Raw genomic sequence first — 25,678 nt, forward strand, 5'->3', positions numbered from 1 at the left:
ACTTAAAGAGCGGCTCAAACGCATCGCATTGGGGAGAAGATCGACAGGGAAGACTGTCCGAATGGTGCCTCCCCTCGAAAACGCGATTGTCTAACGACTTGATCCAGTTCGACATGAAGTAGAGTTTTGGAAAAGAAAACTGGTTAAAGTCGACAATCTTCTACGTCCATGCTGTACTAACCGATTGCTTCGCTTTTCATAAGATCTGAAAGAACCTATGGCCTAGCAATAGGCGCCCAACCTGTAGCACGCCAATCAAGAGGACGTTTTCCCTAAAACTAGATGATAAAAGATTGCGGGTGGGAACGGACTTATAAGTCCGTTCCCACCCGCAATCTTTTGGAAGGCGCATGATCTTTTGGAAGGCGCATGCCTAAACTAGTGCCGTGCTGCAGGAGCTTTCAATATCACTAGCATGTAGTAGGGTGCCGAGTGTTAAATGGGGGGTTAACCGCCCAAAACACTGCCTAGTGCGCTGAGATCCAGTTCGGAAGCCTGAAAGTCGTTCAGTAGCTCGGAAGAGCCAGTCTTGTTGAGGAAATTCGAGGAACCCAAGTCGCCGAAAGAGGAACCGCCAACCTCAAGGTTAACCTCTTCTGGGTAAGTCGGAGACGACATTGGTGGAAGCTCCGGGAGGTTTACTTCCGGCAAAGATATGTTCGGGAGCTTAATTTCTGGGAATTTTCCTCCAGAAATGTGAACTAGAAGGTCTTTAATGGGACCAGAAACGATTTCGTTGATTTGAAGCAGTACGGCCATAGCCATTCCTTCAATCGTGGGGATAGTACTGGGTGGTACGTTCACAGGTGTTACAAAAGGGTGCAACAGTTACGTCTCATATGTTTTTGCGTCAGTACAGGTTCCGAGAAGCTACGTGGCTGCTTCTTAGTGGCATTCAAGCCGGACATAGGTGTTGGATCTGGATGGGGGCATTGGCCTGTCGCTTGGCATCAAATAATCATTAAATAAACAATCCTTAAATTATTCGTTTACCGGGGTTTTGGGGAGTTGTAAATCCTGCGTAACTAGCCCAATCTAGAGCCGAGTTCGTCGCTCCATAAGCTTGCGTGGGTTGTGATCCGCGACTATACAGGGGCCCATGTTCGCTATTGAGAATCCAAGCACAGGCAAGAGTGAAGACAAGTTTGAACGCATCGATGATTCGCAGCGCGATGACATCCTAGACCGTTCCACCGCGGCCTACGATGCATGGCGTAGTACTCGCATTGAGGAGCGTGCCGCGGTTTTGTCCCGCGCTGCGGACCTTTATGAAGAGCGCATCGATGAGTTGGCAGATCACATCGGTCGTGAAATGGGCAAGCTGACCCGTTGGGCAAAGGCCGAAGTGCAGATTGTTGCCGATATCTATCGCTACTATGCCGAGCATGCGCACGAGCTGCTCGCAGATGAGTACCTGCCGGCTCAGAACGCGCACAAGACCGTGGTACGCAAGGAGCCGATTGGCCCATTGTTGGGCATTATGCCGTGGAACTTCCCGTACTACCAGGTAGCCCGCTTCGCAGCTCCTAACCTGTTGCTGGGTAACACCATCGTGCTCAAGCACGCTTCCATCTGCCCGCTGTCTTCCCAGGCATGTCAGGACATCTTGGAAGAAGCTGGTCTGCCGAAGGATGCGTATATCAACATTTATGCTTCCGGTTCCCAGATGGATGCTTTTGTAGCGGATAAGCGCATCAAGGGCGTTTCTTTGACCGGCTCCGAGGGTGCAGGCTCTGCCGTTGCTAAGACCGCTGGCGAAAATTACAAGAAGTCCGTGCTGGAGCTGGGTGGCAATGACCCATTCCTGGTTATCGATGATGAGAATCTGGAGTGGGTACTGGATCAGTACAACCTGATTCGCATGTATAACACCGGCCAGGCCTGCAATGCGCCGAAGCGCCTTATCGTTCTAGAGGACTTCTATGACCGCACTGTGGAGTACCTGGAAAAGAAGATCGGGGACATGAAGGTCGGCACTTATGACGACGAGAATGCCGATATCGGTCCGCTTTCGTCTATTGACGCTCGCGATGAGATTGTGGAGCGCCTCGAAAAGGCTGCGGCCAACGGCGACGCCAAGATTCGCGTAGGGGGTAAGAAGATCGATCGCGAGGGCGCCTACATGGAGCCTGCACTGCTTACCGACGTCGACCCATCCGCCGACGTAGGCTGCAACGAGATCTTCGGCCCAGTGGCGATTGTGTACAAGGCCAAGGACGTCGAAGAGGCCATCGAGATTGCCAATAACTCTGAGTACGGTCTGTCTAGCTCCGTGTGGGGCACTGACTTGGATGCTGCGTTTGAAGTAGCCAACCAGCTCAACGATGGCATGACGTTTGTTAACGAGGCGTCGGTAACCGCAGCAGGCCTGCCATTCGGCGGCGTGAATCGCTCCGGCTATGGCCGCGAGTTGGCGCGCTGGGGCGTAGGCGAGTTCGTCAACGAGCACCTGTACCGCGTGAGCGGACAGGATAATCCGGGTAATTCCCCGGCAATGTAGCGGCGTGTCTGTCTAGCGTAAGTCTCAAGTTCAACTTAAACTTGAGTGCACGATAGACAGCTCACGCCGTAGGCATCGGTCCGGGGGAGGGGAACCCTCGGAAAGGTACCGCGGCAAATCTTCAAGGACGTTTACCTATGCGCAAAAGCACTTCCCCGAGCAAGGCTCGCAAGGGCCTTGCTGTGGCCGCAGTACCTACCGCCATCGCCGTGGGTTTGGCCCTGCTGCCAAACGCCACCGCACAATCTTCTGTAGGCGATCTCTCTTCCGCAATCGGCGGCGATTCCAGCCTGTCCGATCATTTCGCACCGAAGGATCCACCCGCCCGCACCCCGCTGAACACCGAATACCCGGATGTTAAGGGCCTGCCGGAGGGCGTGAAGATCAACCGCGTGGAGTACCTAACCAACCGCCACTTGATGGTCTACATCAAGTCTGCGGCGATGCCGGACAAAGAGCAGAAGGTGCAAATCCAGCTCGCCCGTGACTGGTACTCCCACCCAGAAAAGAAGTTCCCAGAGGTATGGGCACTGGATGGCCTGCGTGCGCGTGACGATGAGTCCGGCTGGACCATTGAAACTAATATTTTGAACCAGTACGCCGACCGCAACGTCAACCTGATCATGCCGGTAGGCGGCGAGTCTTCCTTCTACTCGGACTGGGAGCAAGCAGACCGCGGTAAGCACTATATGTGGGAGACCTTCCTGACCAAGGAATTGATCCCGATCCTGGACAATGAGTACCGCTCCAACCACAAGCGCGCGGTAACCGGCCTGTCCATGGGCGGTACTGCCGCGATGAACCTGGCTGAGCGCAACCCGCACCTGTTTAGCTTCGTGGGTTCTTTCTCCGGCTACCTCGATACCACTACGCGTGGCATGCCGGAAGCCATCATGGCTTCGCAGCGCGATGCCGGCGGTTATGATTCCCGCAAGATGTGGGGCCAGCCGGGCTCCCAAAACTGGATCGACCATGATCCAAAGCTGGGCATTGAAAACCTGAAGGACATGAAGGTATATGTCTCCGCAGGTTCGGGCAAGGATGACTTTGGCAACGCCAACTCCGTGGCTAAGGGCCAGGCAAACCTCGCTGGCATGGGCTTGGAGGTCATCTCCCGTATGTCCACCCAGACCTATGTTGATTATGCGAAGCGCGCCAAGATTGACCCTGTGGTTAAGTTCCGCCCATCCGGCGTGCACAGCTGGGAATACTGGCAGTTTGAGATGCAGCAGGCATGGCCATACATCGCAGATGCATTGCAGATGGACAAGGCCGACCGCGGTGCGGACTGTGAGGCAATCGGAGCCATCGCTAAGGAGACCAAGAGCGGCGTTATTGGCTCTTGCTTGAATAATGAGTACGACGTCGCTAAGAAGGGCAAGGCCCAGGACTTCGAGTCTGGCACCGCTTACTGGTCCCCAGACACCGGTGCGCATGCCCTCTTCGGCCGCATTGGTGCTCGCTACGCCGAAATCGGCGGACCAACCTCCTGGCTTGGCTTCCCGAAGACCGGCGAGTCCAAGACGCCAGATGGCAAGGGCCGCTTCGTGCACTTTGAGCACGGCTCCATCTACTGGTCCGCGGAGACTGGCGCTTGGGAGATTACCGGCGATATGTTCCAGGCTTGGGGCAAGAATGGCTACGAAAAGGGCGACCTGAAGTACCCGACCGGCTCGGTAAAGAAGGTCGGTGAGGGCTACATGCAGGAATTCCAGGACGGAATCCTTACCCGTAACCCGGATGGCTCCAACCAGGTAGTACACGGTGCTATCGGCGCCAAATACAAGGACATGGGCGGCGCGGAGTCTGCGCTCGGCTTCCCGACGTCCGGAGAGAACGCCGTCAATGGCGGCTTCTTCCAGACCTTTGAAAAGGGCAGCATCTACTGGTCCCCGAAGACTGGTGCGCACTACATTCTGAAGAGCAAGATTATGGACCGCTGGGGCCAGGCTGGCTGGGAGCAGGGCGAGTTCGGCTGGCCTACCTCTGACTACTCCGAGATTGCCGCTGGTGGCTTGAGCCAGGAATTCCAGCACGGCAAGATCAGCGAGGTTCTGGGCCAGGTTCGGACCGAGAAGAAGTAGTCATGCGCAAGCTAGTAGTAGTGGGCGCGGCGCTGTGCTTGACCCTTGCGGGGTGCGGTTCTGCCACGGTGGATAGCGAACCTTCGCAAGAGACCGAGGTCGCGCCCCTCGAGCGGGAGTCGGAGGCCCCTACCTCTGCGGAAGAGACATCCTCTAAGTCGCAGGAAGACCGCGGTGCGCGTGAGATCTCTGAAATTCCCACCGCCGAGCTGCCGGAATCGGAAGCCAAGTACCTAGGCAGGCTAAAAGACGCCGGCGTCAACGTCGATGGCGTAGAAGATCAGCTCCTCGGCGCGGGCAAAGCAGCCTGTGATGAGAATGATGTCACCCTCTCTGCGGTCGCCGGCCAGCTTGTTGAGCAACAGCGCACCACGATGGGCTTTGAAGAGCTTTCTAAGCTGATTGCGGATTCCGCACGTACAGGGATTTGCTAGGTTCACCTGGTACAACTAATCCATGAGAAAAACCATTACCGTTGTCGCAGTCCTCGTCGTTTTAGCTGTTATCGGCGTGGGCGCGTCGCGTTACCTCAACCAGGGCACGGACTCCCCAGCTCCGCATTCCACGGAGCAGGCTGCGCCACCGCCGCAGCAGCCCGAGTGGTGCCCGCGCGTGGAGTTCATTTCCGCCCCGGGTACGTGGGAATCTGCGGCTGACGACGATCCCCTTAATCCTTCTGCCAATCCGCGCTCGTTCATGCTGTCTATTACGAAGCCATTGCAGGAGGCCTACGGGGAGGACGTGAAGGTATGGACCCTTCCTTATACCGCGCAGTTTAAAAACATCAATGCACAGCATGAAATGAGCTACGACGATTCCCGCAATGAGGGAACCGCCAAGATGAATGATGAGCTGCGCAGTGTGCATGAGAGCTGCCCGGCAACCAAATTCATTGTGAGTGGCTTTTCTCAGGGGGCGGTCATTGCAGGTGACGTTGCCGATGAGATCGGTGGCGGCCAGGGTGCAGTGCCGGCGGAAAGCATTGCAGGTGTGGCCCTTATTGCAGATGGTCGCCGCCAAAATGGCGTTGGCCAAAACCCAGGCCGCAAGGTCGGCGGCGTGGGTGCGGAAATTGCCCTCCAGCCGGTATCCGGTTTAGTTCAGCCCATCGTTCCGGGTGCGTCCATGCGTGGTGCGCGCCCGAATGGGTTCGGTAGCTTGGCGGATCGGACCTTCCAGATTTGTGCGCCCAATGATTCAGTCTGTGATGCCCCGCCAAACGTGTCTAATGCGCTGGAGCGCGCGCAGGGTTTGATTGCCGCGAATGGCGTCCATGCGCAGTACGCCTCTAATAGTGGTGTCATTGATGGCACGACGGCTAACCAGTGGGTAGTGGGCTGGGCCCGACAGCTTATCGACGCCGCGTAACAGCAATTCCCCACCCTCCGATAGTTTTATTAAAGAAACCATTCACTTAAGGAGATTCCATGGATCTGAAAGCGCAGATGGGGCAATTCCTAGCGCCCGAGTTCAGTTTGGCCCAGCTGGCAGAAAGGCTCTACCAGGCGGAGACTGACCCAGACCGTGTGGTTATGCGCCAGTGGATCTACGGTGAGGAAGAAACCTGCCGGGAGCTTAGCCGCGCGCAGGTCAATAAACGCATCAAGGTGGTGGCGGCGCGACTGCAGCAGGTAGCAGATCCGGGCACCCGCGTTGCCATCTTGGCTGGTAATTCACCGGAATACGTCTTTGGCTTCTTGGGTGCACTGTACGCGGGTATGGTGCCGATTCCGCTTTATGACCCCAATGAACCGGGCCACGCGGACCACTTGGAGGCGGTATTCGGTGATTGCGAACCGCCTATCGTGGTGACGAATCGTGTTTCTGCCGCCGCTGTGCGTAAGTACTTCTCTGCCCAGCGTGAGCGCCCGCGGATTATTTCCCTCGACGCTCTTCCTGATTCCTTGGCTGGTTCTTGGACACCCGTGGAGGGAAGCGCGGAGGACACCGCTTTCCTGCAGTACACGTCTGGGTCCACTCGGACCCCGGCCGGCGTGGAGCTCACCAACCGAGCGATTATCACCAATGTTGCGCAGATCTTCCAAGCACTGCAATTGCAGATGCCGGCTCGCATCGTCTCCTGGCTGCCAATGCACCACGATATGGGCATCATTTTGGCCGTATTCGTTACCATTTTGGGCTTGGACTTCGAGATGATGACCCCACGCGATTTCATCCAACACCCAGACCGCTGGATCCGGCGTTTGACCGCCGGCGAGCAAGCTACGTACTCCGCTATCCCCAACTTTGCGCTGGAACTGGCCGCGCGCCATGCCAAGGATGCTGATTTCTCGCACGTAGCAGGCATCATTATCGGCTCAGAGCCGGTAACGGAGGCGGCCGTGGATTCCTTCTTGAATGCCTTCAGCGTGGATCGTTCCGTGCTGCGCCCGTCCTATGGTCTGGCAGAGGCGGCGCTTATTGTATCTACCCCGCAAACCGACAAGCGCCCAGTCATCTCCCACTTCAATCGTGCCGAACTGGCCGCGGGACGCGCCATCATCGAGGATAAGTCCGACGCGACTGTGGCCTATGTGTCCAATGGGCAGTGCGTGCCGCATCAGCACCTTGCCATCGTGGACCCGGAAACGCGCGCTGAGGTCAAGGACGGCGTAATCGGTGAAATCTGGGTGCATGGTCCCAATATGGCTACTGGCTACCTCAATCGGCCTGAGGAAACCGCCGTGACCTTCCGCAATACCTTGGGTGAGCGCCAGCAGGACGGCCTGCCAGAAGACGATTACTGGATGGCAACCGGTGACCTAGCCGCCATCGTGGATGGTGAGCTTTATATCACTGGCCGCCTGAAGGACCTCATCGTCATCGCTGGGCGCAATCACTATCCGCAGGATATTGAAAGCACCGTACAAGCAGCGTCCACGCAGGTGCGACCGGACTCCGTTGCCGCCTTCTCTGTGGAAGGCAAGGATTCTGAATCTCTCGTATTGTTGGTGGAGCGCGCCGATGATGCGCAGCCGGCCGGCGATGCAGAGGCGTCCGCAGTCATCCGCACCGCCGTCACCTCGCATCATGGAATTACGCCAGATGACATCGTGTGGAAGGCCCCAGGGGAAATCAACCGTACTTCTTCCGGCAAGATTGCGCGCCGTGTAGCTAAGAAGAACTATGTAGGGATCTGATTTATCGCTAACAAAGTGACAAAATATAGCGATATATCCTCTTGCCATTTAATAACTTCTCGTAATGAAAGACCTTTTATGACCATCGAGCAACTGCGAGCATGGCTGCGTGACTGGGTCGCCCAGGCCACCGGTGTTTCCCCAGAAGAGATCCTAGATTCCAAGCCCCTGGAAAACTATGGTCTTTCTTCGCGGGATGCTGTAGTGCTATCTGGCGAACTGGAAAATCTACTCGGTACCCGCCTCGATGCCACCGTGGCATACGAGTACCCAACCATCGAATTGCTGGCAAATCGCCTGTTGAACGCTCCAACGCCTCAGCCTGAGGCGCACTCTCCTCGCATAGCGCATGGAGCCGATGCCGCGGTTATTGGTCTTTCGGGCCGCTTCCCGGGTGCAAAAAATGCCCAGGAATTCTGGTCCATGCTGGCCGAATCCCGCGCCGGAACAGGTCCACTGCCGGTAGGACGTTGGTCCGAGTACTCGGCGGACCCTGTAATGAGCGAGAAGATCACCCAGCAAAATACCGATGGTGGCTATATCGAGGATATTGCTTCCTTCGACGCTGAATTCTTTGGTCTTTCTCCACTCGAAGCCGCCAATATGGACCCCCAGCAGCGCATCCTGTTGGAGCTGGTGTGGGAAGCGCTAGAAAACGCTGGTGTTCCTGCCAACGAGCTGCGCGGCACGCAGACTGGTGTGTACATGGGCTCGACCAATAATGACTATGGCATGCTCATCGCCGCCGATTCTGCCGAGATGCATCCTTATGCGCTGACCGGTATTTCTTCGGCTGTGGTGGCCAATCGCATTTCCTATGCCCTGGATTTCCGCGGCCCTTCCATCAATGTGGATACGGCCTGCTCCTCCTCCCTCGTAGCCGTCAATCAGGCGGTGAAGGACTTGCGCACGGGAAGCGCGGACGTGGCGCTGGCCGGTGGCATAAATATCCTCGCCGCTCCCCACGCGTCGACGGCGTTTTCTGAATTGGGCGTTACCTCTCCGACGAGTGCCATTCACGCTTTTTCTGACGACGCCGATGGCATCGTGCGCGCCGATGCCGCTGGTGTCCTCGTCCTCAAGCGTTTGGAGGACGCGGAGGCGGACGGCGACGATATCTTGGCTGTCATTAAAGGCTCGGCCGTCAACTCCGATGGGCACTCCAATGGCTTGACCGCCCCGAATCCGGAGGCACAGGAGGATGTTCTCCGCCGAGCTTATGCCGATGCGGGCGTGAATCCGCAGGACGTGGACTATATCGAGGCCCACGGCACCGGCACCATCTTGGGCGATCCGATCGAAGCTTCCGCTTTGGGGCGGGTGCTCGGCGCCGGTCGTGGCGCGGATGCGCCGATTTTGCTGGGATCTGCCAAAACCAATATCGGCCACTCCGAATCCGCTGCGGGCGCGGTGGGCCTTATCAAGGTCATCCAGGCCATGCGCAATGATGTGATTCCGGCGAATATCAATTACTCGGCGCCGAACCGTTATATCGATTTCGAAGCAGAACGCCTGCAAGTAGTCGAGGACCCGCGCGAGTGGCCCGAATACTCCGGCCGCAAGGTCGCTGGCGTATCCGGTTTTGGCTTTGGTGGCACCAATGCGCACGTCGTGCTCACCGATTACCGCGGCACCCCGGCCGAGCGCGAGCCGCAGCTTTCCACCGACACGGTCGCGTTGCCGGTCTCTGGCCTCTTGCCATCGCGCCGGGCACGCGCTGCGGCCCTGTTGGCGGACTTCATTGAGGCGGAAAAGCCCGCGCTTGTCGACGTCGCCCGTACCGTCGCCCGCCGCAATCACTCCCGCTCTCGCGCCGTCGTGGTGGCTAGCTCCGCCGAGGAAGCAGTCAAGCGCCTGCGCCAGGTGGCCGAGGGCAAGGTTTCCGTGGGAATTGCCGCTGCGGATTCCCCGCAGGTGCCGGGTCCGGTATTTGTGTACTCCGGATTTGGCTCTCAGCACCGCAAGATGGCCAAGGACATGATTGCGCTCTCGCCACAGTTCAAGGCCCGCTTGGAAGAGCTAGATAAAATCGTGGACTTTGAGTCCGGGTGGTCCATCATGGACATTGTCAACGATGATGCGCAAACATATGACACCGAGACTGCTCAGGTAGCCATTACTGCTATCCAGATTGCAGTGACGGACTTGCTGGCCTCCTTTGGTGTGCGCCCTGCCGGTGTGATGGGCATGTCCATGGGCGAGATCGCAGCGGCCTATGCCGCGGGCGGTATTTCCGCCGAGGACGCTATGGTAATCGCCTGCCACCGCGCGCGGTTGATGGGTGAAGGTGAGGCGTCGCTAAGCGATGCCGAACAAGGAGCCATGGCCGTAGTTGAGCTCTCTGCCGAGGATATTGCCGCGCTTGATGGAAACATCGAGCCTGCCGTGTACACCGGTCCAGGAATGACCACCGTGGGCGGCCCGCGCCAAGAGGTGCTGGACTTGGTGGAAAAGCTCGATGGCGAGGGCAAATTCGCCCGCGCTCTCAATGTGAAGGCGGCCGGGCACACTTCGGCCGTAGACCCCATCCTGGGAGAGTTGCATGCTGCCATCGCAGGTATGGAAGCCAAGCCGCTGCACACCCCGCTATTTTCCTCCGTCGATAAGGGCACGGTCTATCGTCCTGGAACCACCGTGCATGATGAGGATTACTGGCTGCGCATGACCCGCCACTCGGTCTACCTGCAGGATGCCACCGAGGCAGCCTTCACTGCCGGGCACAACCAGCTGGTAGAAATCTCGCCAAACCCGGTTGCGCTCATGGGGCTCATGTCCACCGCCTTTGCGGTAGGCAAGGCCGATGCGCAACTGCTGTATGCCCTAAAGCGCAAGGTAGATCCCACCGAGTCTCTCCTCGACTTGCTCAGCAAGCTCTATGTCGCCGGCATGCCGGTGGACTTCGGTGCGGTCTTTGGCTCTGGCGCACGCGTAGAAGCCCCCTATACCCAGTTCAACCGCCAACGTTTCTGGACCAATGCCCGTCCATCGGCCGGCGTTTCTGGCCTGCCGGGCGCACGCGTTAACCTGCCCGAGGGCAAGGTTGCCTTCTCCACCAATGCGGACCAAGCGCCATCCGCCCTGGCCATCGTCGAGGCTGCGGCCGAGGCCGTCAAGCCAGGAGCACGCATCATCGCCACCGAGGAACACGCCGATTTGCCACCGCACGGCGAGGTCACCACGGTGGTAAATCAGTCCATCGGCGGTATGTCCGTGGCTGTCTACGCTGTTCGTGGTGCACAGACAGAGCTGGTGGCGGAAGGCTTTGCCTCCGCTTTGGATTTGGGTGCGGCGCCTATTCCAGGCGTGGCTGAGGTGCCCGAAAGCGCGCCTGCAGCGACGGAAGAAGTCGCTGCCGTGCGCTGGGATCCCACGGAGGAAACCGTGGAGGACCGCCTCGCGCTCATCGTTTCTGAGTCCATGGGCTATGACGTCTCTGACCTGCCGCGAGAGCTGCCGCTCATTGACTTGGGCTTGGATTCCCTGATGGGTATGCGCATTAAGAATCGCGTGGAAAATGACTTCCAGATTCCGCCGCTGCAGGTGCAGGCGCTGCGCGACGCCTCCCTGGCGGACGTCATTGCCATGGTGGAAGAGGCCGTAGCCGGCGGCAACGTAGATACCAGCGAGATTGCTTCCGAGGACACCCCTGCGCCAGAAGAAGATGAGCCGGGCCAGGGCGTGGGTGTTGCCCCGCGCGATGCCTCCGAGCGCATGGTCTTTGGCACGTGGGCTACCTTTACCGGCAAGGCCGCGGCGGGAGTGACCTCTGCACTGCCCAAGATAAGCGACGAGGTTGCTAGCAACATTGCCGAGCGCCTTACCGAACGTGCAGGCATCGAAGTCACTACCCAGCAGGTCCACGAGGCTGAGTCCTTGGAGAGCCTGGCTGACTTGGTCCGTGAGGGACTAGAGACCGAGGTAGAGGGCAATATCCGCGTGCTGCGCGAGGCCGACGGCCCCGCTGTATTCATGTTCCACCCAGCCGGTGGCACCACGGTGGTCTACCAGCCACTGACCCGCCGCCTGCCCGAGGATGTGGCTGTCTACGGAGTCGAGCGCATCGAGGGTTCGCTAGAGGAGCGAGCCAAGGTATATGTCGAGGACATCCTGCACTACGCTCGTGGCCGCAAGGTCGTGCTCGGCGGTTGGTCCTTTGGCGGCGCGCTGGCCTACGAGGTGGCCTACCAGTTGCACAAGCGCACCCAGGACTCGGTAGAGGTGGCGTTTATTGCGCTGCTAGATACCACCCAGCCATCCCACCCGGCCCCGGATACCCCGGAGGAAACCCGTGCTCGCTGGGAGCGCTACGCGGCCTTTGCCAAGAAGACCTACGGGCTGGATTTTGAACCCCCGTACGAGATGCTCGAGACCATGGGCGAGGATGCGCTCATGACCATGTTGGCGGAGTTCCTCGCTACTACCGACGCCTCCGAGCACGGCCTAGCCGCGGGCGTGCTAGAGCACCAGCGTGCCTCCTTTGTGGATAACCAGATTCTGGCCAAGATTGACTTCCACCGCTGGGCCGATGTGACCGTGCCGGTTCTGCTTTTCCGCTCCGAGCGCATGCATGACGGTGCGATTGAACTGGAGCCGCGCTACGCTGAGATTGACCCCGACGGAGGTTGGGGAGTTATCGTTAAGGATCTAGAAATTGTGCAGCTGCAAGGCGATCACCTTGCAGTACCGGACGAGCCGGCCATCGGCATCGTGGGCAAGCATATGAACGAATGGATCGAGGAGAAGGTACGTGGCGGCCAAGCAGACAACCGCTGAGAAACTCGCTGATCTGCGTGAGCGTCTGGATAAGGCGCAGGACCCAGGAAGTGAGCGCTCGCGCAAGCGCCGCGACGAGGCTGGACGCACCACGCCTCGCCAGCGCATCAATGAACTGCTAGATGAGGGTTCCTTCGTCGAGACTGGTTCTCTGGGCAAGACCCCTGGTGACCCTGAGGCCATCTATTCTGATGGCGTGGTCACCGGCTATGGCCGCATCTCCGGCCGCCCGGTGTGCATCTACGCTCACGATAAGACCGTCTACGGTGGCTCTGTCGGCGTGACCTTTGGCAAGAAGGTTACCGAGGTCATGGATATGGCCATTAAGATTGGCTGCCCTGTCATTGGCATTCAGGATTCCGGTGGTGCCCGTATCCAGGATGCGGTGACCTCGCTGGCCATGTACTCCGAGATCGCCCGCCGCCAGCTGCCGCTGTCCGGCCGCAGCCCGCAGATTTCCATCATGATGGGTAAGTCCGCTGGCGGCGCCGTCTATGCTCCTGTGACCACGGACTTTGTGATTGCCGTGGACCAGGAAGCGGAAATGTATGTCACTGGTCCCAACGTGATTCGTGAGGTCACCGGTGAGGACATTACTTCCGCCGAGCTGGGTGGAGCTCGCCAGCAGGAGCTCAACGGCAACGTTTCGGCCGTCGTTCCCTCTGAGGAAGACGCCTTCGACATGGTGCGCGATCTCTTGGACCACCTGCCGCTAACGTGCTTTGATGAGGCCCCGGAATTCACCGCGCCTTCCGACGCCGACGTGGCCGAAGACGAAGACCTCAGCTCCTTCATGCCGGATGACACCAATGCCGGCTACGACATGATGGATTTGTTGACCCAATTGGGCGATGACGAGGACATCATTGAAATTCAAGAGAACTTTGCGCCCAATATGATCACCGCCTTTGGACGCATCGATGGCAAGACGGTGGGATTTGTAGCCAATAATCCCATGCACCTTGCAGGCTGCATTGATGCGGACGCCGCCGATAAGGGTGCACGTTTTATCCGCATCTGCGATGCCTACAACATTCCGCTGGTCTTCGTGGTGGATACCCCGGGCTACCTACCAGGCGTAGAGCAAGAAAAGGTCGGCCTTATCCACCGCGGCGCCAAGTTTGCTTTCGCCGTGGTAGAAGCCACCGTGCCAAAGGTCTCGCTCATCGTGCGCAAGGCCTATGGCGGTGCTTATGCCGTGATGGGGTCGAAAAACCTGACCGGTGATATCAACTTGGCGTGGCCAACCGCACAGATCGCCGTTATGGGTGCCGCAGCCGCCGTGGTGATGATCGCCGGTAAGCAGCTAGACGCCGCCGAGACCCCTGAGCAGCGCGAGATGACCAAGAAGATGTTCATGGACTTCTACGATGAGACCATGACTGCTCCCTATGTTGCGGCTGAGCGCGGCTATTTGGACGCTATGATTCAGCCGAATCAATCCCGGTTGGCGCTCCGCCAAGCGCTGCGGCAGCTGGCAACGAAGCAGGAAAGCGATCTGCCGAAAAAGCACACCATTGCCCCGATGTAACGTCATGTGCTTGAATTAGCGATAGGAATATAAAGTCCCAATCCTAGTCAAGGAGTTATTTATGATTCTATCTAGCGCTGTGGATCTCATCAGCGAGATCATTGGTTTCGTAGCCGATATTCTCAATCAAGCAGGCGTACCGGTAAGCTCCAAGTAAAACGAGCAAAAAATAAGGAGGGTTCAACCCTCCTTATTTTTATTTGCGGGCGAAAAGCCGCCAGCCAAAGAAGAATAGTGCCGACATAACGGTTGCCACGATGAGGAAGCTCCAGTGTGGTAGCCGGCCATTGACCAGCATCCACAGGGCCATGCCGCCCACGATGGTGCTTAGCCAGACGACGCCGCCTTCCTTCCACTTGCCCTGCACCTTGGCGGCCAGGATGATAGCCCAGCCGATGAGCGCGCCGATGGCCCATGGCCAGAAAGCATCAACCCAGGTGGAAAAACTTAGTCCGCCGTGGGCGAGACGGGCGGCCACAGCAAAGAGCATCAAGGCGATGATATCGATGACGGGGGCGATTCTCATGCGTTTTCCTTTCGATTCAAGGCGGCGTAAGTAATGCCCTTGCGAGCATAGTGCCAGAAGTAGATTACCCAGCCAATGATGGTGATAAGGGCAAAGGAAATCAGCCGATAGATGATTGCCGCGCCGGTTGCATCCACCGCGGTCATACCGGTGGCAACCAGGGTGGCGATAATGGCGGCCTCTACCGTGCCCAGGCCGGCGGGCGTGACCTGGGCGGAGCCGGCCAGCTTGGCGGTAAGATACGCTAGCGCCACACCGGCCATAGTTGTGGTGTCTTCACCCGCATGCAGGGCAGGGAGGTGGCCGGTTACGGCCCAGACACAGCCCCACAGCGAGACCATATCGATAAGGCGGTTGGCTAGGGAGTAAAAGGAACCCCAAGCGAATTGGCGGCGGGTGAGGTGAACCTCTTCTAGATTCTTTACCTGGTCCACGATGGCTTCGCGCTTGGAGCCCTTAACGAGTTTCTGGCGGTTGAGCCAGCGAATGATGGTGTCTGGGTGATTGGTCAGCCAGAAAAGGCCGCCGGAAAGCGCCAGCATGAGCACCAGGGTGCCAATGAGGGACCACAATGCCATGTCGGCATTGAGGAAGAGCACGCCGCCCAAGCCGATGAGTACGAGCCACATGGTGGAAATGGCCGAAGACAGCACGAAGAACCACCCACAGAGCATGACGGAAGCGCCCCACGTGCGCTGCACGTAGAAGGTGAGGATGGCGGAAAAGGCCGGGCCCGCTGGAAGCGTGGTAGACCAAGCATTAGCCGCCAGCGTGAGGGCGGCCGTTTCTGAGGCTGGCACATGTACGCCGCCGGCGCGAATGAGCAGGCGCATAACCTCGCCCATGGCAAGGACTGCCACGATTGAGGCGATGACCACCAGTGCTACCGCAGCCGGGTCAGAATGAGACAGCCGCGAGAAGCCTTCGCGCAGGAAGTCCAACTCATCGCGGAAGACATAAATCAGGATAAACAGGACGATGAGCGAGGCGATAAGCCGCAGCCAGTTCTTCACTTATTTATCTCCTTCGAGGCGTTGTTTGAGCTCAGAGAAGGGAACAGTCTTGCCGCGGTGTCTAGCGCCACCAGTCAGAGCAGTGGTGGCGTGGCGCAGCCAGCTAGGTGCCCACCAGTTATCTTCGCGCAGCAGGTGCATGACAGCGGGGACAAGGAGCATGCGGACAATGGTGGCATCGATAAGCAGGGCAAAAATCATGCCATAAGCGATGTATTTCATCATCACGATATCGGAGAAGCCGAAAGCGCCACAGACCACAATCATGATGAGCGCCGCCGCAGTGATGATCCCACCCGTATGCGCGGTGCCGGCCGCAATGGCCTCATCGGTGGTGGAACCACGCCGTCGCGCCTCCACCATGCGGGAGACCAAGAAGACCTCATAGTCGGTGGACAGGCCGTAAACAATGGCGATGATAAGCACCAAAATGGGGCTCATGAGCGGGCCAGGGGTGAAGTTGAGGGCGCCCGAGCCAAGGCCAGCGACGAACATCAGGGTCAAAATGCCCAGCGTTGCCCCCAAGGTCAAAAGTGTCATCACGATCGCCTTGAGCGGGAGCACGAAGGAACCGAAGACCAACGCCATGAGCAGGAACGTGGCTAGCACCACGTAGAGTGCCATCCACGGCAGCTTATGGAAGAGCGCATCAAGGGATTCCACTTCCATGGCAGGCGTGCCTCCCACGTACAGGTTCACGCCCTCGGGTGCCTTTACTTGTTCCAGTTCGTGGACAATCTTCGCGTAATCATCGCGGTCTTTAATGCCGGCGGAAAGAACTGTCGTGCCGTCCTTGGTGGCTGTTGTCGGCGCCATGGGCTCGGTGAGGCCATTGAGGCCACGGACTTGCATGACGACGTCGACAAGCTGCTGGTTAGACGCATTTTCCACGACGAGCTTTACCGGCTCCGTGCGGAAGGTAGGGAATTCCTCATTGAACCTATCCTGCGCCACACGGGTTTCCTGGTTGGGCGGTAAGTAAGACTCGTTGATGCCGCCGAAGGTGATACTCATGATGGGCAGGGTAAGTGCGATAAGCAGGCCGCACACGGCGATGGTCAACCCGCGGGCATGGCGCATTGCCCAAAGCGGCAGCTTGTACCACCAGGTGTCTTCGATGGTGCGCGCCGTCCGAGAGGTGCGGCGCACAGACCAGGTATCGATCTTGGGGCCGAGCATGCCAAAAATTGAGGGCAGGACGGTGACCGAAAGCAGCGCTGCTAGACCCACGGCGGAAATGGAGCCATAAGCCACGGACTTCAGGAAGGCTTGCGGGAAGAGAAAGAGCCCCGAAAGTGCGACGGCGACCATGGCTGCCGAGAAAACCACCGTTTGGCCGGCAGTCGCGGTGGTGGTAGCAACGGCCTCCTCGGTGGAGCGACCCTTATCCAGCTCTTCGCGGAAGCGCGAGACCATAAAGAGACCGTAATCGATGGCTAGGCCGAGGCCCAGCAGCGTGACAACGGCCTGAGCAAAGACATTGACCTGGGAAAATCCCGCCAAGATGGACAGGATTCCCAAAGACCCCAGGATGGAGAGGCCGCCGACGATGAGCGGCATGCAGGCCGCAACGACGGAGCCAAAAACCACCAGCAGGAGGATGCCCACCAAGGGAAGCGCGGCCTTTTCGGCGCGGGAGATATCGTGGGACATGCCATTATCTAGGGCATCAGCAACTGCGGTAGCGCCCGCGATTTCCACTGGGGCGGAGGTATCCGTAAGCGCGCCTTGGATGGTGCGGAAATCCTTGAGTGTTTGCTCATCATCGCCTTTAAGACCGATGGCGGCGAAAGCTAGGGAGTGATCGTCATTGACTAGGTTGGGGTTCTTCGTATCGAAGTAGCTGGTCACCGAATCAATCTGCTCGGGATACTCTGCTTTCAGCTGCGCCAAGTGCTGCTTGGCGGCGTCGAAGTTCTCATCGGGGGAGTGGAAGAGCAAGATGACATCGCCGGAGTTATCGCGGCCGAATGTTTCCTCCTCGATCTGGGCCGCGCTTGTCGACGCCGCATTGGGATCCTCCCAGCCCTCTTGGCTCATGCGATCTTCGAGCTGCAAGCCAAAGCCCACGAAGAGCGCAAGGATGGCAGCGACAACGATGGCGGGGATAAGCCGGCGGTGCGCATAGGAAAAACGTCCCCATTTCTCAAACATTGGGGCAGCCTCCTAGCGGTTATTAAGCAGGGCCGCCAAGGGACGGAATGGCTGCAGCCATGCACCACCCTCGGGCAGGTTATCCAGATTCACGCGCGGTAGCGGTTCGCGGAATACGCCCTCGATGTCTTCTAGATCCACAAAATTGATATCCGCGTGGCCGACGGCCCAAGCGGCGTGCTCGTGGAATCCCAGGACCGTAACCGGAATCCCCGCGGCGATGAGCTCCTCCAAAGGCTCTTGGAAGTTTTGGCCATCGGCGGAGGCGACAATGACACCGGCCAGATCCGCACGAAGATTGTCGATGTGGTCGAGCATATCCGGATCTACGTCATCGTCTTCGTGGATCTTGGGCTTGGCAAAAACACCGAAACCCACGTTGCGGATGGCTTCTACCCATGGGCGAATGACATCTGCGCCGCCGGGGGTCACATTAGTAAAGACATCGGCGCGCGGTTCAGCATCAACGTCTTGAGCAAGATGTACCAGCCAGCGACCGATGGCGTCGAAGCGCGGGCGGTGTGCGGCGGTAGGCCGACCGCCCAGCAGGGAGCCTAGGCCCATGTCCATATTGGGTGCATCCCAGACAAGCAGATAGGTGCTCATTTATTTCTTCTCCCAGAGATACTCCGTAATCACGTGTTCTTTATCTAGGCCCTTGCCCTCAAACTTGGTGATGACCTGACGATCTACCAGCTGCGGGCACTCCGGCCATGGCCAGCCCTTGTAATCCAGGCTTGGTTCTACTTCAACTAGTTCATCGATCCACTCGGCATACCCGGCGTGGTCGGTAGCGACGTGCAGCACACCGCCCTTCTTTAACCGGGAGGCAAAAAGATTGAGGGTGCCCGACTGAATAATGCGGCGCTTGTGATGGCGCGCCTTTGGCCACGGATCCGGGAAGAAGACGCGGATTCCGTCGAGGGATTCCGGTTCAAACATGCGCATCAAGACTTCGATGCCATCGCCGCGGATCATGCGGATATTTTCGATACCCTCACGCTCAATCTGGCCGAGCAGCTTGGCAAGGCCTGGTTTGTAGAGCTCGACGGCGATGATGTTGGTATCGGCTTCTTTCGGTGCCATGGCAGCGGTGGAGGTGCCGGTACCGGAACCGATTTCCACGATCGTCTTGGCGCCGCTGCGGCCGAACCAGGAAGCGAGATCAATGACCTCGTCTTCCAGCACGCGTCCGAGCTCCGGCCAGCGCTTTTCGAAAAGTTCATGCTGGTTTTCGGTCAGCGTGCCGCGGCGGAAAGTGACGTTGCCTAGGCGCGGGTAGTCAAGCTCGTTGTGGAAAACGGCGTTGAAGTCGGTTTGTGGCGGGCGGCCAGGGGGCATTTCCCCAGCGCGGGTGTTTTGAGAATTATCTGTGCTATTCATTGCGGCCTATTTTCCCCTGCTTAGCCCCGCCAAGCAATACGCCGCGCCGAGGGATACATGTGGCGATGACATCCCGGATATAACCAGTGGGCCCAGTTGGGGGTGGTAGAAGATCGTTTCGAGGCGGAAAAGTGGGACAATGAACCCCCAGAAAGGGGGAGTGGAAAAGGCGATTTTTAACACATTACCTTCGTATGCGCTTGGTGAAGTTCTGGTTAACGTGGTGGATATAACCGGTGTAGCAAGTTCTGCGCAAATTATTCGGGCGAGCACGTTAATCTTGAGGTGGAAGGCACAGTTGGGGCTTTTCGCTCCAATTTTCACACCCACCCTCAGGAGAATTACTAATGACCGCCACTATCCCAGGGCTCGTCGGAGAGCTGCCGACTAAAAATGAAAAGCTTATCGGCTGGATTAGCGAGAATGTTGAGCTTTTCCAGCCGGACCAGGTGGTCTTTGTAGACGGCTCCCAGGACGAGGCTGACCGTTTGGCCGGCGAGCTGGTGGAAAAAGGCACGCTTATCAAGTTGAACGAGGAAAAGCGACCTAACTCCTACTTGGCTCGTTCCAACCCTTCCGACGTCGCACGTGTGGAATCCCGCACCTTCATCTGTACCGAGCACGAAGATGGCGCCGGCCCTACCAATAACTGGGCTCCGCCTGCGGCAATGAAGGAAGAGATGACGGAAGCTTTCCGTGGTTCCATGAAGGGTCGCACCATGTACGTGGTTCCCTTCTGTATGGGCCCGATTAGCGATCCGGAGCCGAAGTTGGGCGTGCAGCTGACTGACTCCGCCTATGTTGTGCTCTCCATGCGCATCATGACCCGTATGGGTGCTGAAGCCCTGGAGAAAATCGGTGCTGACGGCAACTTTGTCCACGCCCTGCACTCCGTGGGTGCCCCGCTGGAGCCGGGTGAGGAAGACGTGGCATGGCCATGCAATGACACCAAGTACATCACCCAGTTCCCTGAAACTAAGGAAATTTGGTCCTACGGTTCTGGCTACGGCGGCAACGCCATCCTGGCTAAGAAGTGCTACGCGCTGCGCATCGCTTCCGTTATGGCCAAGGAAGAGGGCTGGATGGCCGAGCACATGCTCATCTTGAAGCTGACCAACCCAGAAGGCAAGAAGTACCACGTTGCAGCCGCCTTCCCGTCGGCATGTGGCAAGACCAACCTGGCCATGATTACCCCAACCATTCCGGGCTGGAAGGCTGAGGTCGTCGGCGATGACATTGCGTGGCTACACCTGCGCGAAGACGGTCTCTACGCCGTAAATCCGGAAAACGGCTTCTTCGGCGTGGCTCCTGGCACCAACTACGACTCCAACCCGATTGCCATGCGGACCATGGAGCCGGGTAACACCATTTTCACCAACGTTGCGCTTACCGACGACGGCGATGTCTGGTGGGAGGAGATGTCCAAGGAGGCACCAGAGCACCTCATCGACTGGACCGGTCAGGACTGGACTCCGTCTTCGTCCACTAAGGCTGCACACCCTAACTCCCGCTACTGCGTGCCGATTTCCCAGTGCCCGAGCGCCGCTCCAGAGTATGACGACTGGCAGGGCGTAAAGATCGATGCCATCCTCTTCGGCGGCCGCCGCAAGACCACCGTTCCGTTGGTCACCCAGGCTTTTGACTGGAACCACGGCACTATGATTGGTGCCCTGCTGGCCTCTGGCCAGACCGCTGCAGCAGAGGGCAGCGTTGGCACCCTGCGCCACGACCCGATGGCTATGCTGCCGTTCATTGGCTACAACGCCGGCGATTACCTGCAGCACTGGATTGACATGGGTGAAAAGGGCGGCGACCGTATGCCGTCTATCTTCCTGGTTAACTGGTTCCGCCGCGGCGACGATGGCCGCTTCCTGTGGCCGGGCTTCGGCGAGAACTCCCGAGTGCTCAAGTGGATCATTGACCGCATCGAAGGCAATGTTGAGGCTGAGGAGACCGTCGTAGGTCACACCGCTCGCGCCGAGGATATCGACCTCGAGGGCATCGACTTTGATATCGAGGATGTGCGCGCTGCACTCGCCGTCAACCCGGAGGACTGGGAAGGCGATATGCAGGATAACGCCAGCTACCTCAACTTCCTAGGCTCCCGAGTGCCATCTGAGGTGTGGGACCAGTTCCACGCTCTAAAGGAGCGCGTAGAGAACGCCTCTTAAGCTCTAAGTTCAATAGCACCCAGCGACAGCACTGTTGCTGGGTGCTATTTTTGCAGCACCAACGTCAGGTTAGAAACCGCGAATTCCCGCACACCTGGCACGCGAGTTAGCCACCAAGCCCAGCTAGGGTGGTAACGGGGGAAGGCGAGTTTGAGCGCGCCGGTGCGCTGTGCCCAGTGGAGGCCGGCGGAACAGGGGACGTCGAAAAGCGAAGTGCCAAAGACATTCTTGGGCGGGTGACCGTGGCGGCGGGTGTAGCGATCGCGGGCAAACTCGCCGCCCACATAGTGCTCCCACAGGCCGGTCTCGTGGCCGCCAAAGGGGCCGAGCCATACCGTATAGCTCAGGATAGTCAGGCCACCCGGGCGGGTCACGCGCAGCATCTCCTCGCCCATATCCCAAGGATTGGGGATGTGCTCAGCCACGTTGGAGGAATAGACCACGTCAAAAGAGTCATCGGCAAAGGGAAGGTTGGTGCCGTCCCCGCGCACCGAGTTGCTCAAGTGGATGCCAGCCGCAGACATTTCGCCGGCATCTGGCTCTAGTCCCACATAGTGGGCCCCGTGCCGGGCAAAAGCATCCGCAAAATAGCCCGGTCCGCCGCCCACATCGAGTACCCTCGCCCCGGGAAGCTGCACGCCCAGGTCGCGGCCGAGGTTATCTACCAGTGCGGCCGTATCTTCCGCTAGCCCACCGTAGAAAATCTCGGGGTGCGTCTGCTCAAAGCGAAAGGAACGCAACAGCTGCAAGGAGCGGCGCAGCGTGGCCATCTCACGGGTATGTCTCATAACCCACTAGGCTAATACCTCACAATGAAGATTCTTTTACTATGCTGGCGCGATTCCACCCACCCGCAAGGCGGGGGCTCGGAGCGCTACTTGGAGCGCGTGGGCGAATACCTCGCGGCGCAGGGCCACGAGGTGGTTTTTCGCACCTCCAAGCACATGAATGCCGCGCGCCGGGAGGTGCGCGACGGCGTGCGCTATAGCCGCGGTGGCGCCAAGTTCGGCGTGTATCCGCGTGCCTGGGCGGCGATGCTGGCAGGCCGTGTGGGGCTGGGTGACCTGCGCGGGGTGGATGCGGTAATCGATACCCAAAACGGCATTCCTTTCTTTGCCCGCTTGGTATCTGGAGCACCGACGGTGCTACTTACCCACCATTGCCATCGCGAGCAGTGGCCGGTGGCAGGTCCCCTCCTGGGCCACCTCGGCTGGTTCCTTGAGTCCCGGGTGGCTCCGCGTGTGTATCGCGGCGCGCCTTATGTCACCGTTTCTGAGGCTTCCCGCGAGGATCTAGAGGCACTGGGAATTAAGGGTGCGCACATCATTGCCAATGGTCTGGACCCGGTTCCGGACCATGTGCCTTCCCTGGAACGAGAGGCCGACGTGCACTTGGTAACGCTCTCGCGCCTGGTGCCGCATAAGCAGATTGAACATGCCATGGATACGGTGGCGCAGACCCCGGGCGCGGTCCTGGATGTCATAGGCTCCGGTTGGTGGGAGGCTAACCTGCGTGCCTATGCCGAGGAACACGGCGTCAGCAGTCGCGTGCGCTTCCGCGGCCAGGTGACCGAGGACTATAAGCATGCCCTGCTCGCCCGGGCCGATGCCCTGCTTATGCCCTCCCGTAAAGAGGGGTGGGGCTTGGCAGTAATGGAGGCCGCCCAACATGGGGTTCCCACCGTCGGCTATACGTTTGGCCTGCGTGACAGTGTTATTAACGGTGAGACCGGCATCCTAGTAGAGCGTGAGGAAGACTTTGTTGCGGCCACCAAGCAGCTGCTTGCCGACGCCCCCTTACGCCGCACCCTCGGCTCCAACGCGCGCGATTTTGCCGCTAGCTTCTCGTGGGAGAAGACCGGCGAGCAATTCGCGGAATTGCTGCAAAGGCTAGTAGCGGACAAGCCATCCACAATGCCGTAAACGCCCATGGAACCTGCGGCCGTGGTGCGTCCGTCTCCGCGGCTATAGCACCGTCTACGACAACGACGCCGACACCGATCCGGGCCAGCTGCTCCATATCGTGTGCCTCCCACGCGCGCAGCGCCGCCCGGTACTGCGGCGAAGCCTGATCCACCACGGTCCCGTCCACGCTCAATTTCCCGGATTCCACCATGGCCAGCGCCTTGGAATAGGGATCTACCGCCACACCGCCAGGCACCTCTACAAGGTTGGCGCGCTCTGGAAAGAAAGCCACCCGGCCGTCAATCTCGCGCACCAGCTGCTTATCTACCCCCGTATCCCGCGGCGCGAGCACCCCTAGCCGCCCCGGAACCGGAATCAGCTGCACTGCCGCGGCCACGGTGGCTAGTGCCGCCGGCAGGTTCGGCAGCGCACCCAGCGAGGCCACATAAAGCGGCAATGCCAGCATGGTCAGCTTTCCGCTATCGCGCAGTAGCGCCGCCCCCGGTACGTGATCGATGGACCACACCAACGCGCCGGGAACCAGCCAGAAAAACACAGCCCCGCCAAGACCAATAGCTGCCAGTATGCTCAGCCGAACGGGAACCCGCCACGCCCCGAGCAAGGCGATGATCGCCACGATGACACCGCATATCGCGAACCCGATGGCTGCCTGTGCATTCCAGATGCCGCCCAAGCGCAGCAGCGCGCCCCCGGTGCCGACGTGCTCTTCCGCTCGCGGGGCAAACGCAGCCACCGCCGCAGCGGTATCGCCGGGCGCAGCGGGATAGAACATGCCCGGAATGGCCCACGGCAAGCACAAGACCGCGCCGCCAAGTGCTACCCGCTTGCGGCAGGTCACCGCTGCGGTCACCACGGCAAAGAGCCCACCCGTAGGGGTAAGTGAAGCGCCCCACATGGCGAGCCACGCCACCCAATTGCGCTGCTTTCCGGCCCACGCGATGACCGGGAGCAGCCACGCGGCCACAGCAAGTGACCACTGGCCTTGGAGGAGGCGCTCGATGACGAAAGGATTGGCCACCGCCACCCCCATCGCGCTCACCGCGGAGGCTGTGGAGCGCGCCCAGCGCGCCGCGGTGAGCGCGGAGGACGCGGCAGCGGCAAAAATGAGCACCCGAGCTGCCCACGCGCCGCCTACTACAGCCAAGAAGCCGTCTTGCGGGGCATTGCGGGCAGGCAAACTGCCGCCGCCGAAAGCCGAAGGGGAAAGCGCCGGATGGTCAAGCAGCGCCATATCGCGCCACAGGAACTCACCGGGCAGGGCAAAGGGCCAGCACACCGCGGCCACGAGAATGAAGCCCCAGGCGAGGAGTACTAGACGCTTAGCCTTCACGGTGGCGGCGCATGTACATATAGGCAGCACAGAGCAATAGGCCGACGCCGATGGCCTTGCCCGCCCAGCCGACGACCATCAAGGCACGAATGGTGCGAATGACCGGACGCACCTCGTCGAGGCGCTCTGCGCGAGTGTCATCGGACCAGCGCATATCGGCAGCGAAGATGGAGCGATCCTCCGTATCGTCATTGGCCACCATGGTGCCGGCTTGTTTTTCGTCGGCAGCGAAGAAAATCTTGATATTTTCCCGCAGATCCACGATGGTGCCGGTGGTGGGTTCCACGGAGATATCGCGGCCGACGGTATAAAAAGGTTCCACCGTGACCCGGTCAGTAGGATCTAGGCCGAGGAGCTTGCGCGAGTCTTCGTCATAGAACCGCTTCGCCGGCCCAGAGATGCGGAAGTCCTTAGCGGCCAGCTGCTTTTCGCCGCTACCGGAATCGACCGCCTCGGTGGTGATGTTTCTGCGCATATCGGCCAGGGAAATGGGCTGAATATCGTGGTGGAAGGAATAGGTGGGGATACCATCTAGCTTTTCCGTAGTGGTGAAATCCACCGCCGTGGAGGATTGCGAGGCCAGATCGAAAAAGGGATAGGAGCGCTGCTCGGTCCCGGAGGGGAAAAAGTAGTTGATGCCATCTCGTTCGAAATTTGTGCGGGCCATGCCCGTATCCACTGCCGGCAGGAGGAATTCCCATTTATCCTTAGGGGCCGCCACAGGGTAGGTGGATTCTCGGTTCAACACGGAGTGCTCGGTGATTTGGGCGAGCGGAGTCTCTCCGGCGAGCAGGCGCGATAAAGAATCAGAGTGAGCGAGCGCATCGTCTTCTGCCACCTCAGCGGTCGTGGTGTTGCGCTCGATGGTCAGCAGGTCATGGTGCAGGTAGCACCAGATGGGTGCCTTCTTTTCTTGGCACTGCGGATTCTTGCTATCGCCTGTGGCCTTGGCGCCGGCGATAAAGGCGGGCGCATCCATCCACACGCCGGCGGACGGTGCAGTGACAGTGTTGATGTTTTGGTCGAAGGCGAGGGGCCGGGTCTGATTGTTATATAGCGGTGGCACCACAGTGCCCAGCACTAAGAAAATGACGGCGGCAATGACAACCCACGCCAGTGGCGAGCGTGGCCAAAGGTAGCGTTTCATT

Annotated in this window: 18 protein-coding genes; 9 read left to right on the forward strand and 9 right to left on the reverse strand. The window is 59.1% G+C overall.

Annotation, left to right across the window (positions count from 1 at the left end; translation table 11 throughout):
- Positions 1 to 447: 447 nt before the first annotated feature.
- The gene (locus RAE07_RS08765) at positions 448 to 759 is read right to left on the reverse strand and encodes a hypothetical protein (RefSeq protein WP_259825180.1); all 312 of its coding nucleotides are present in this window, start codon (positions 757 to 759) and stop codon (positions 448 to 450) included.
- 340 nt (positions 760 to 1,099) lie between these two features.
- On the opposite strand from RAE07_RS08765, the gene RAE07_RS08770 reads away from it, so the two are divergent.
- From RAE07_RS08770 to RAE07_RS08800, 7 genes are all read left to right on the forward strand, one after another.
- Positions 1,100 to 2,500 (forward strand): NAD-dependent succinate-semialdehyde dehydrogenase, encoded by a 1,401-nt coding sequence (locus tag RAE07_RS08770; RefSeq protein ID WP_259825181.1) that lies wholly within the window; start codon positions 1,100 to 1,102, stop codon positions 2,498 to 2,500.
- A 137-nt stretch (positions 2,501 to 2,637) separates the two neighbouring features.
- Entirely contained in the window at positions 2,638 to 4,584 is a 1,947-nt protein-coding gene (locus RAE07_RS08775) for an alpha/beta hydrolase-fold protein (protein WP_248099979.1), read from the forward strand.
- A 2-nt stretch (positions 4,585 to 4,586) separates the two neighbouring features.
- Positions 4,587 to 5,018, forward strand: a complete 432-nt coding sequence (locus RAE07_RS08780) for a hypothetical protein (protein ID WP_239206628.1) — start codon at positions 4,587 to 4,589, stop codon at positions 5,016 to 5,018.
- A gap of 22 nt (positions 5,019 to 5,040) precedes the next feature.
- On the forward strand, positions 5,041 to 5,952 hold the full coding sequence (locus RAE07_RS08785; protein WP_248099981.1) for a cutinase family protein: 912 nt from the start codon (positions 5,041 to 5,043) through the stop codon (positions 5,950 to 5,952).
- A 59-nt stretch (positions 5,953 to 6,011) separates the two neighbouring features.
- Positions 6,012 to 7,724, forward strand: a complete 1,713-nt coding sequence (locus tag RAE07_RS08790) for an AMP-binding protein (RefSeq protein WP_248099983.1) — start codon at positions 6,012 to 6,014, stop codon at positions 7,722 to 7,724.
- Positions 7,725 to 7,802: 78 nt separating this feature from the next.
- Complete coding sequence (locus RAE07_RS08795; RefSeq protein ID WP_317001696.1) at positions 7,803 to 12,497, forward strand: polyketide synthase; 4,695 nt, start codon at positions 7,803 to 7,805, stop codon at positions 12,495 to 12,497.
- Positions 12,472 to 14,028 (forward strand): acyl-CoA carboxylase subunit beta, encoded by a 1,557-nt coding sequence (locus RAE07_RS08800; protein WP_317001697.1) that lies wholly within the window; start codon positions 12,472 to 12,474, stop codon positions 14,026 to 14,028. The genes RAE07_RS08795 and RAE07_RS08800 overlap by 26 nt, the downstream gene beginning before the upstream one ends.
- Positions 14,029 to 14,224: 196 nt before the next feature.
- Here the strand turns inward: RAE07_RS08800 and RAE07_RS08805 are convergent, their stop codons facing one another.
- From RAE07_RS08805 to trmB, 5 genes are read right to left on the reverse strand one after another with little or no spacing between them, the layout of a single operon-like run.
- Positions 14,225 to 14,554, reverse strand: a complete 330-nt coding sequence (locus tag RAE07_RS08805; RefSeq protein WP_239208205.1) for a DUF3054 domain-containing protein — start codon at positions 14,552 to 14,554, stop codon at positions 14,225 to 14,227.
- Positions 14,551 to 15,567 carry a lysylphosphatidylglycerol synthase transmembrane domain-containing protein gene (locus tag RAE07_RS08810; RefSeq protein WP_317001698.1) on the reverse strand — a complete coding sequence of 339 codons (1,017 nt, stop codon included), beginning with the start codon at positions 15,565 to 15,567 and terminating at the stop codon, positions 14,551 to 14,553. Before RAE07_RS08810 ends, RAE07_RS08805 begins: the two co-directional genes overlap by 4 nt.
- Complete coding sequence (locus RAE07_RS08815; protein ID WP_023020054.1) at positions 15,568 to 17,721, reverse strand: MMPL family transporter; 2,154 nt, start codon at positions 17,719 to 17,721, stop codon at positions 15,568 to 15,570.
- Positions 17,722 to 17,733: 12 nt separating this feature from the next.
- Positions 17,734 to 18,327 carry an NYN domain-containing protein gene (locus tag RAE07_RS08820; protein WP_023020053.1) on the reverse strand — a complete coding sequence of 198 codons (594 nt, stop codon included), beginning with the start codon at positions 18,325 to 18,327 and terminating at the stop codon, positions 17,734 to 17,736.
- Complete coding sequence (gene trmB / locus RAE07_RS08825) at positions 18,328 to 19,104, reverse strand: tRNA (guanosine(46)-N7)-methyltransferase TrmB (protein WP_259825190.1); 777 nt, start codon at positions 19,102 to 19,104, stop codon at positions 18,328 to 18,330.
- A gap of 347 nt (positions 19,105 to 19,451) precedes the next feature.
- On the opposite strand from trmB, the gene RAE07_RS08830 reads away from it, so the two are divergent.
- On the forward strand, positions 19,452 to 21,275 hold the full coding sequence (locus RAE07_RS08830; protein ID WP_049359979.1) for a phosphoenolpyruvate carboxykinase (GTP): 1,824 nt from the start codon (positions 19,452 to 19,454) through the stop codon (positions 21,273 to 21,275).
- A 44-nt stretch (positions 21,276 to 21,319) separates the two neighbouring features.
- On the opposite strand, the gene RAE07_RS08835 is transcribed toward RAE07_RS08830, so the two are convergent.
- The gene (locus tag RAE07_RS08835; RefSeq protein WP_317001699.1) at positions 21,320 to 22,063 is read right to left on the reverse strand and encodes a class I SAM-dependent methyltransferase; all 744 of its coding nucleotides are present in this window, start codon (positions 22,061 to 22,063) and stop codon (positions 21,320 to 21,322) included.
- 24 nt (positions 22,064 to 22,087) lie between these two features.
- Here RAE07_RS08835 and RAE07_RS08840 point away from each other — a divergent pair, with 24 nt between their 5' ends.
- Entirely contained in the window at positions 22,088 to 23,197 is a 1,110-nt protein-coding gene (locus tag RAE07_RS08840) for a glycosyltransferase family 4 protein (protein WP_316327404.1), read from the forward strand.
- Here the strand turns inward: RAE07_RS08840 and RAE07_RS08845 are convergent.
- Both RAE07_RS08845 and RAE07_RS08850 read right to left on the reverse strand, forming a co-directional pair.
- On the reverse strand, positions 23,112 to 24,530 hold the full coding sequence (locus RAE07_RS08845; RefSeq protein WP_317001700.1) for an MmpA family trehalose lipid delivery protein: 1,419 nt from the start codon (positions 24,528 to 24,530) through the stop codon (positions 23,112 to 23,114). The two genes, RAE07_RS08840 and RAE07_RS08845, sit on opposite strands and share 86 nt — an antisense overlap.
- Complete coding sequence (locus RAE07_RS08850) at positions 24,520 to 25,677, reverse strand: PorA family protein (protein WP_317001701.1); 1,158 nt, start codon at positions 25,675 to 25,677, stop codon at positions 24,520 to 24,522. Before RAE07_RS08850 ends, RAE07_RS08845 begins: the two co-directional genes overlap by 11 nt.
- Position 25,678: the final 1 nt, after the last annotated feature.

Origin of the sequence: Corynebacterium nasorum, assembly GCF_032821635.1 — a bacterium.
Taxonomy (GTDB): Bacteria; Actinomycetota; Actinomycetes; order Mycobacteriales; family Mycobacteriaceae; genus Corynebacterium; species Corynebacterium kefirresidentii.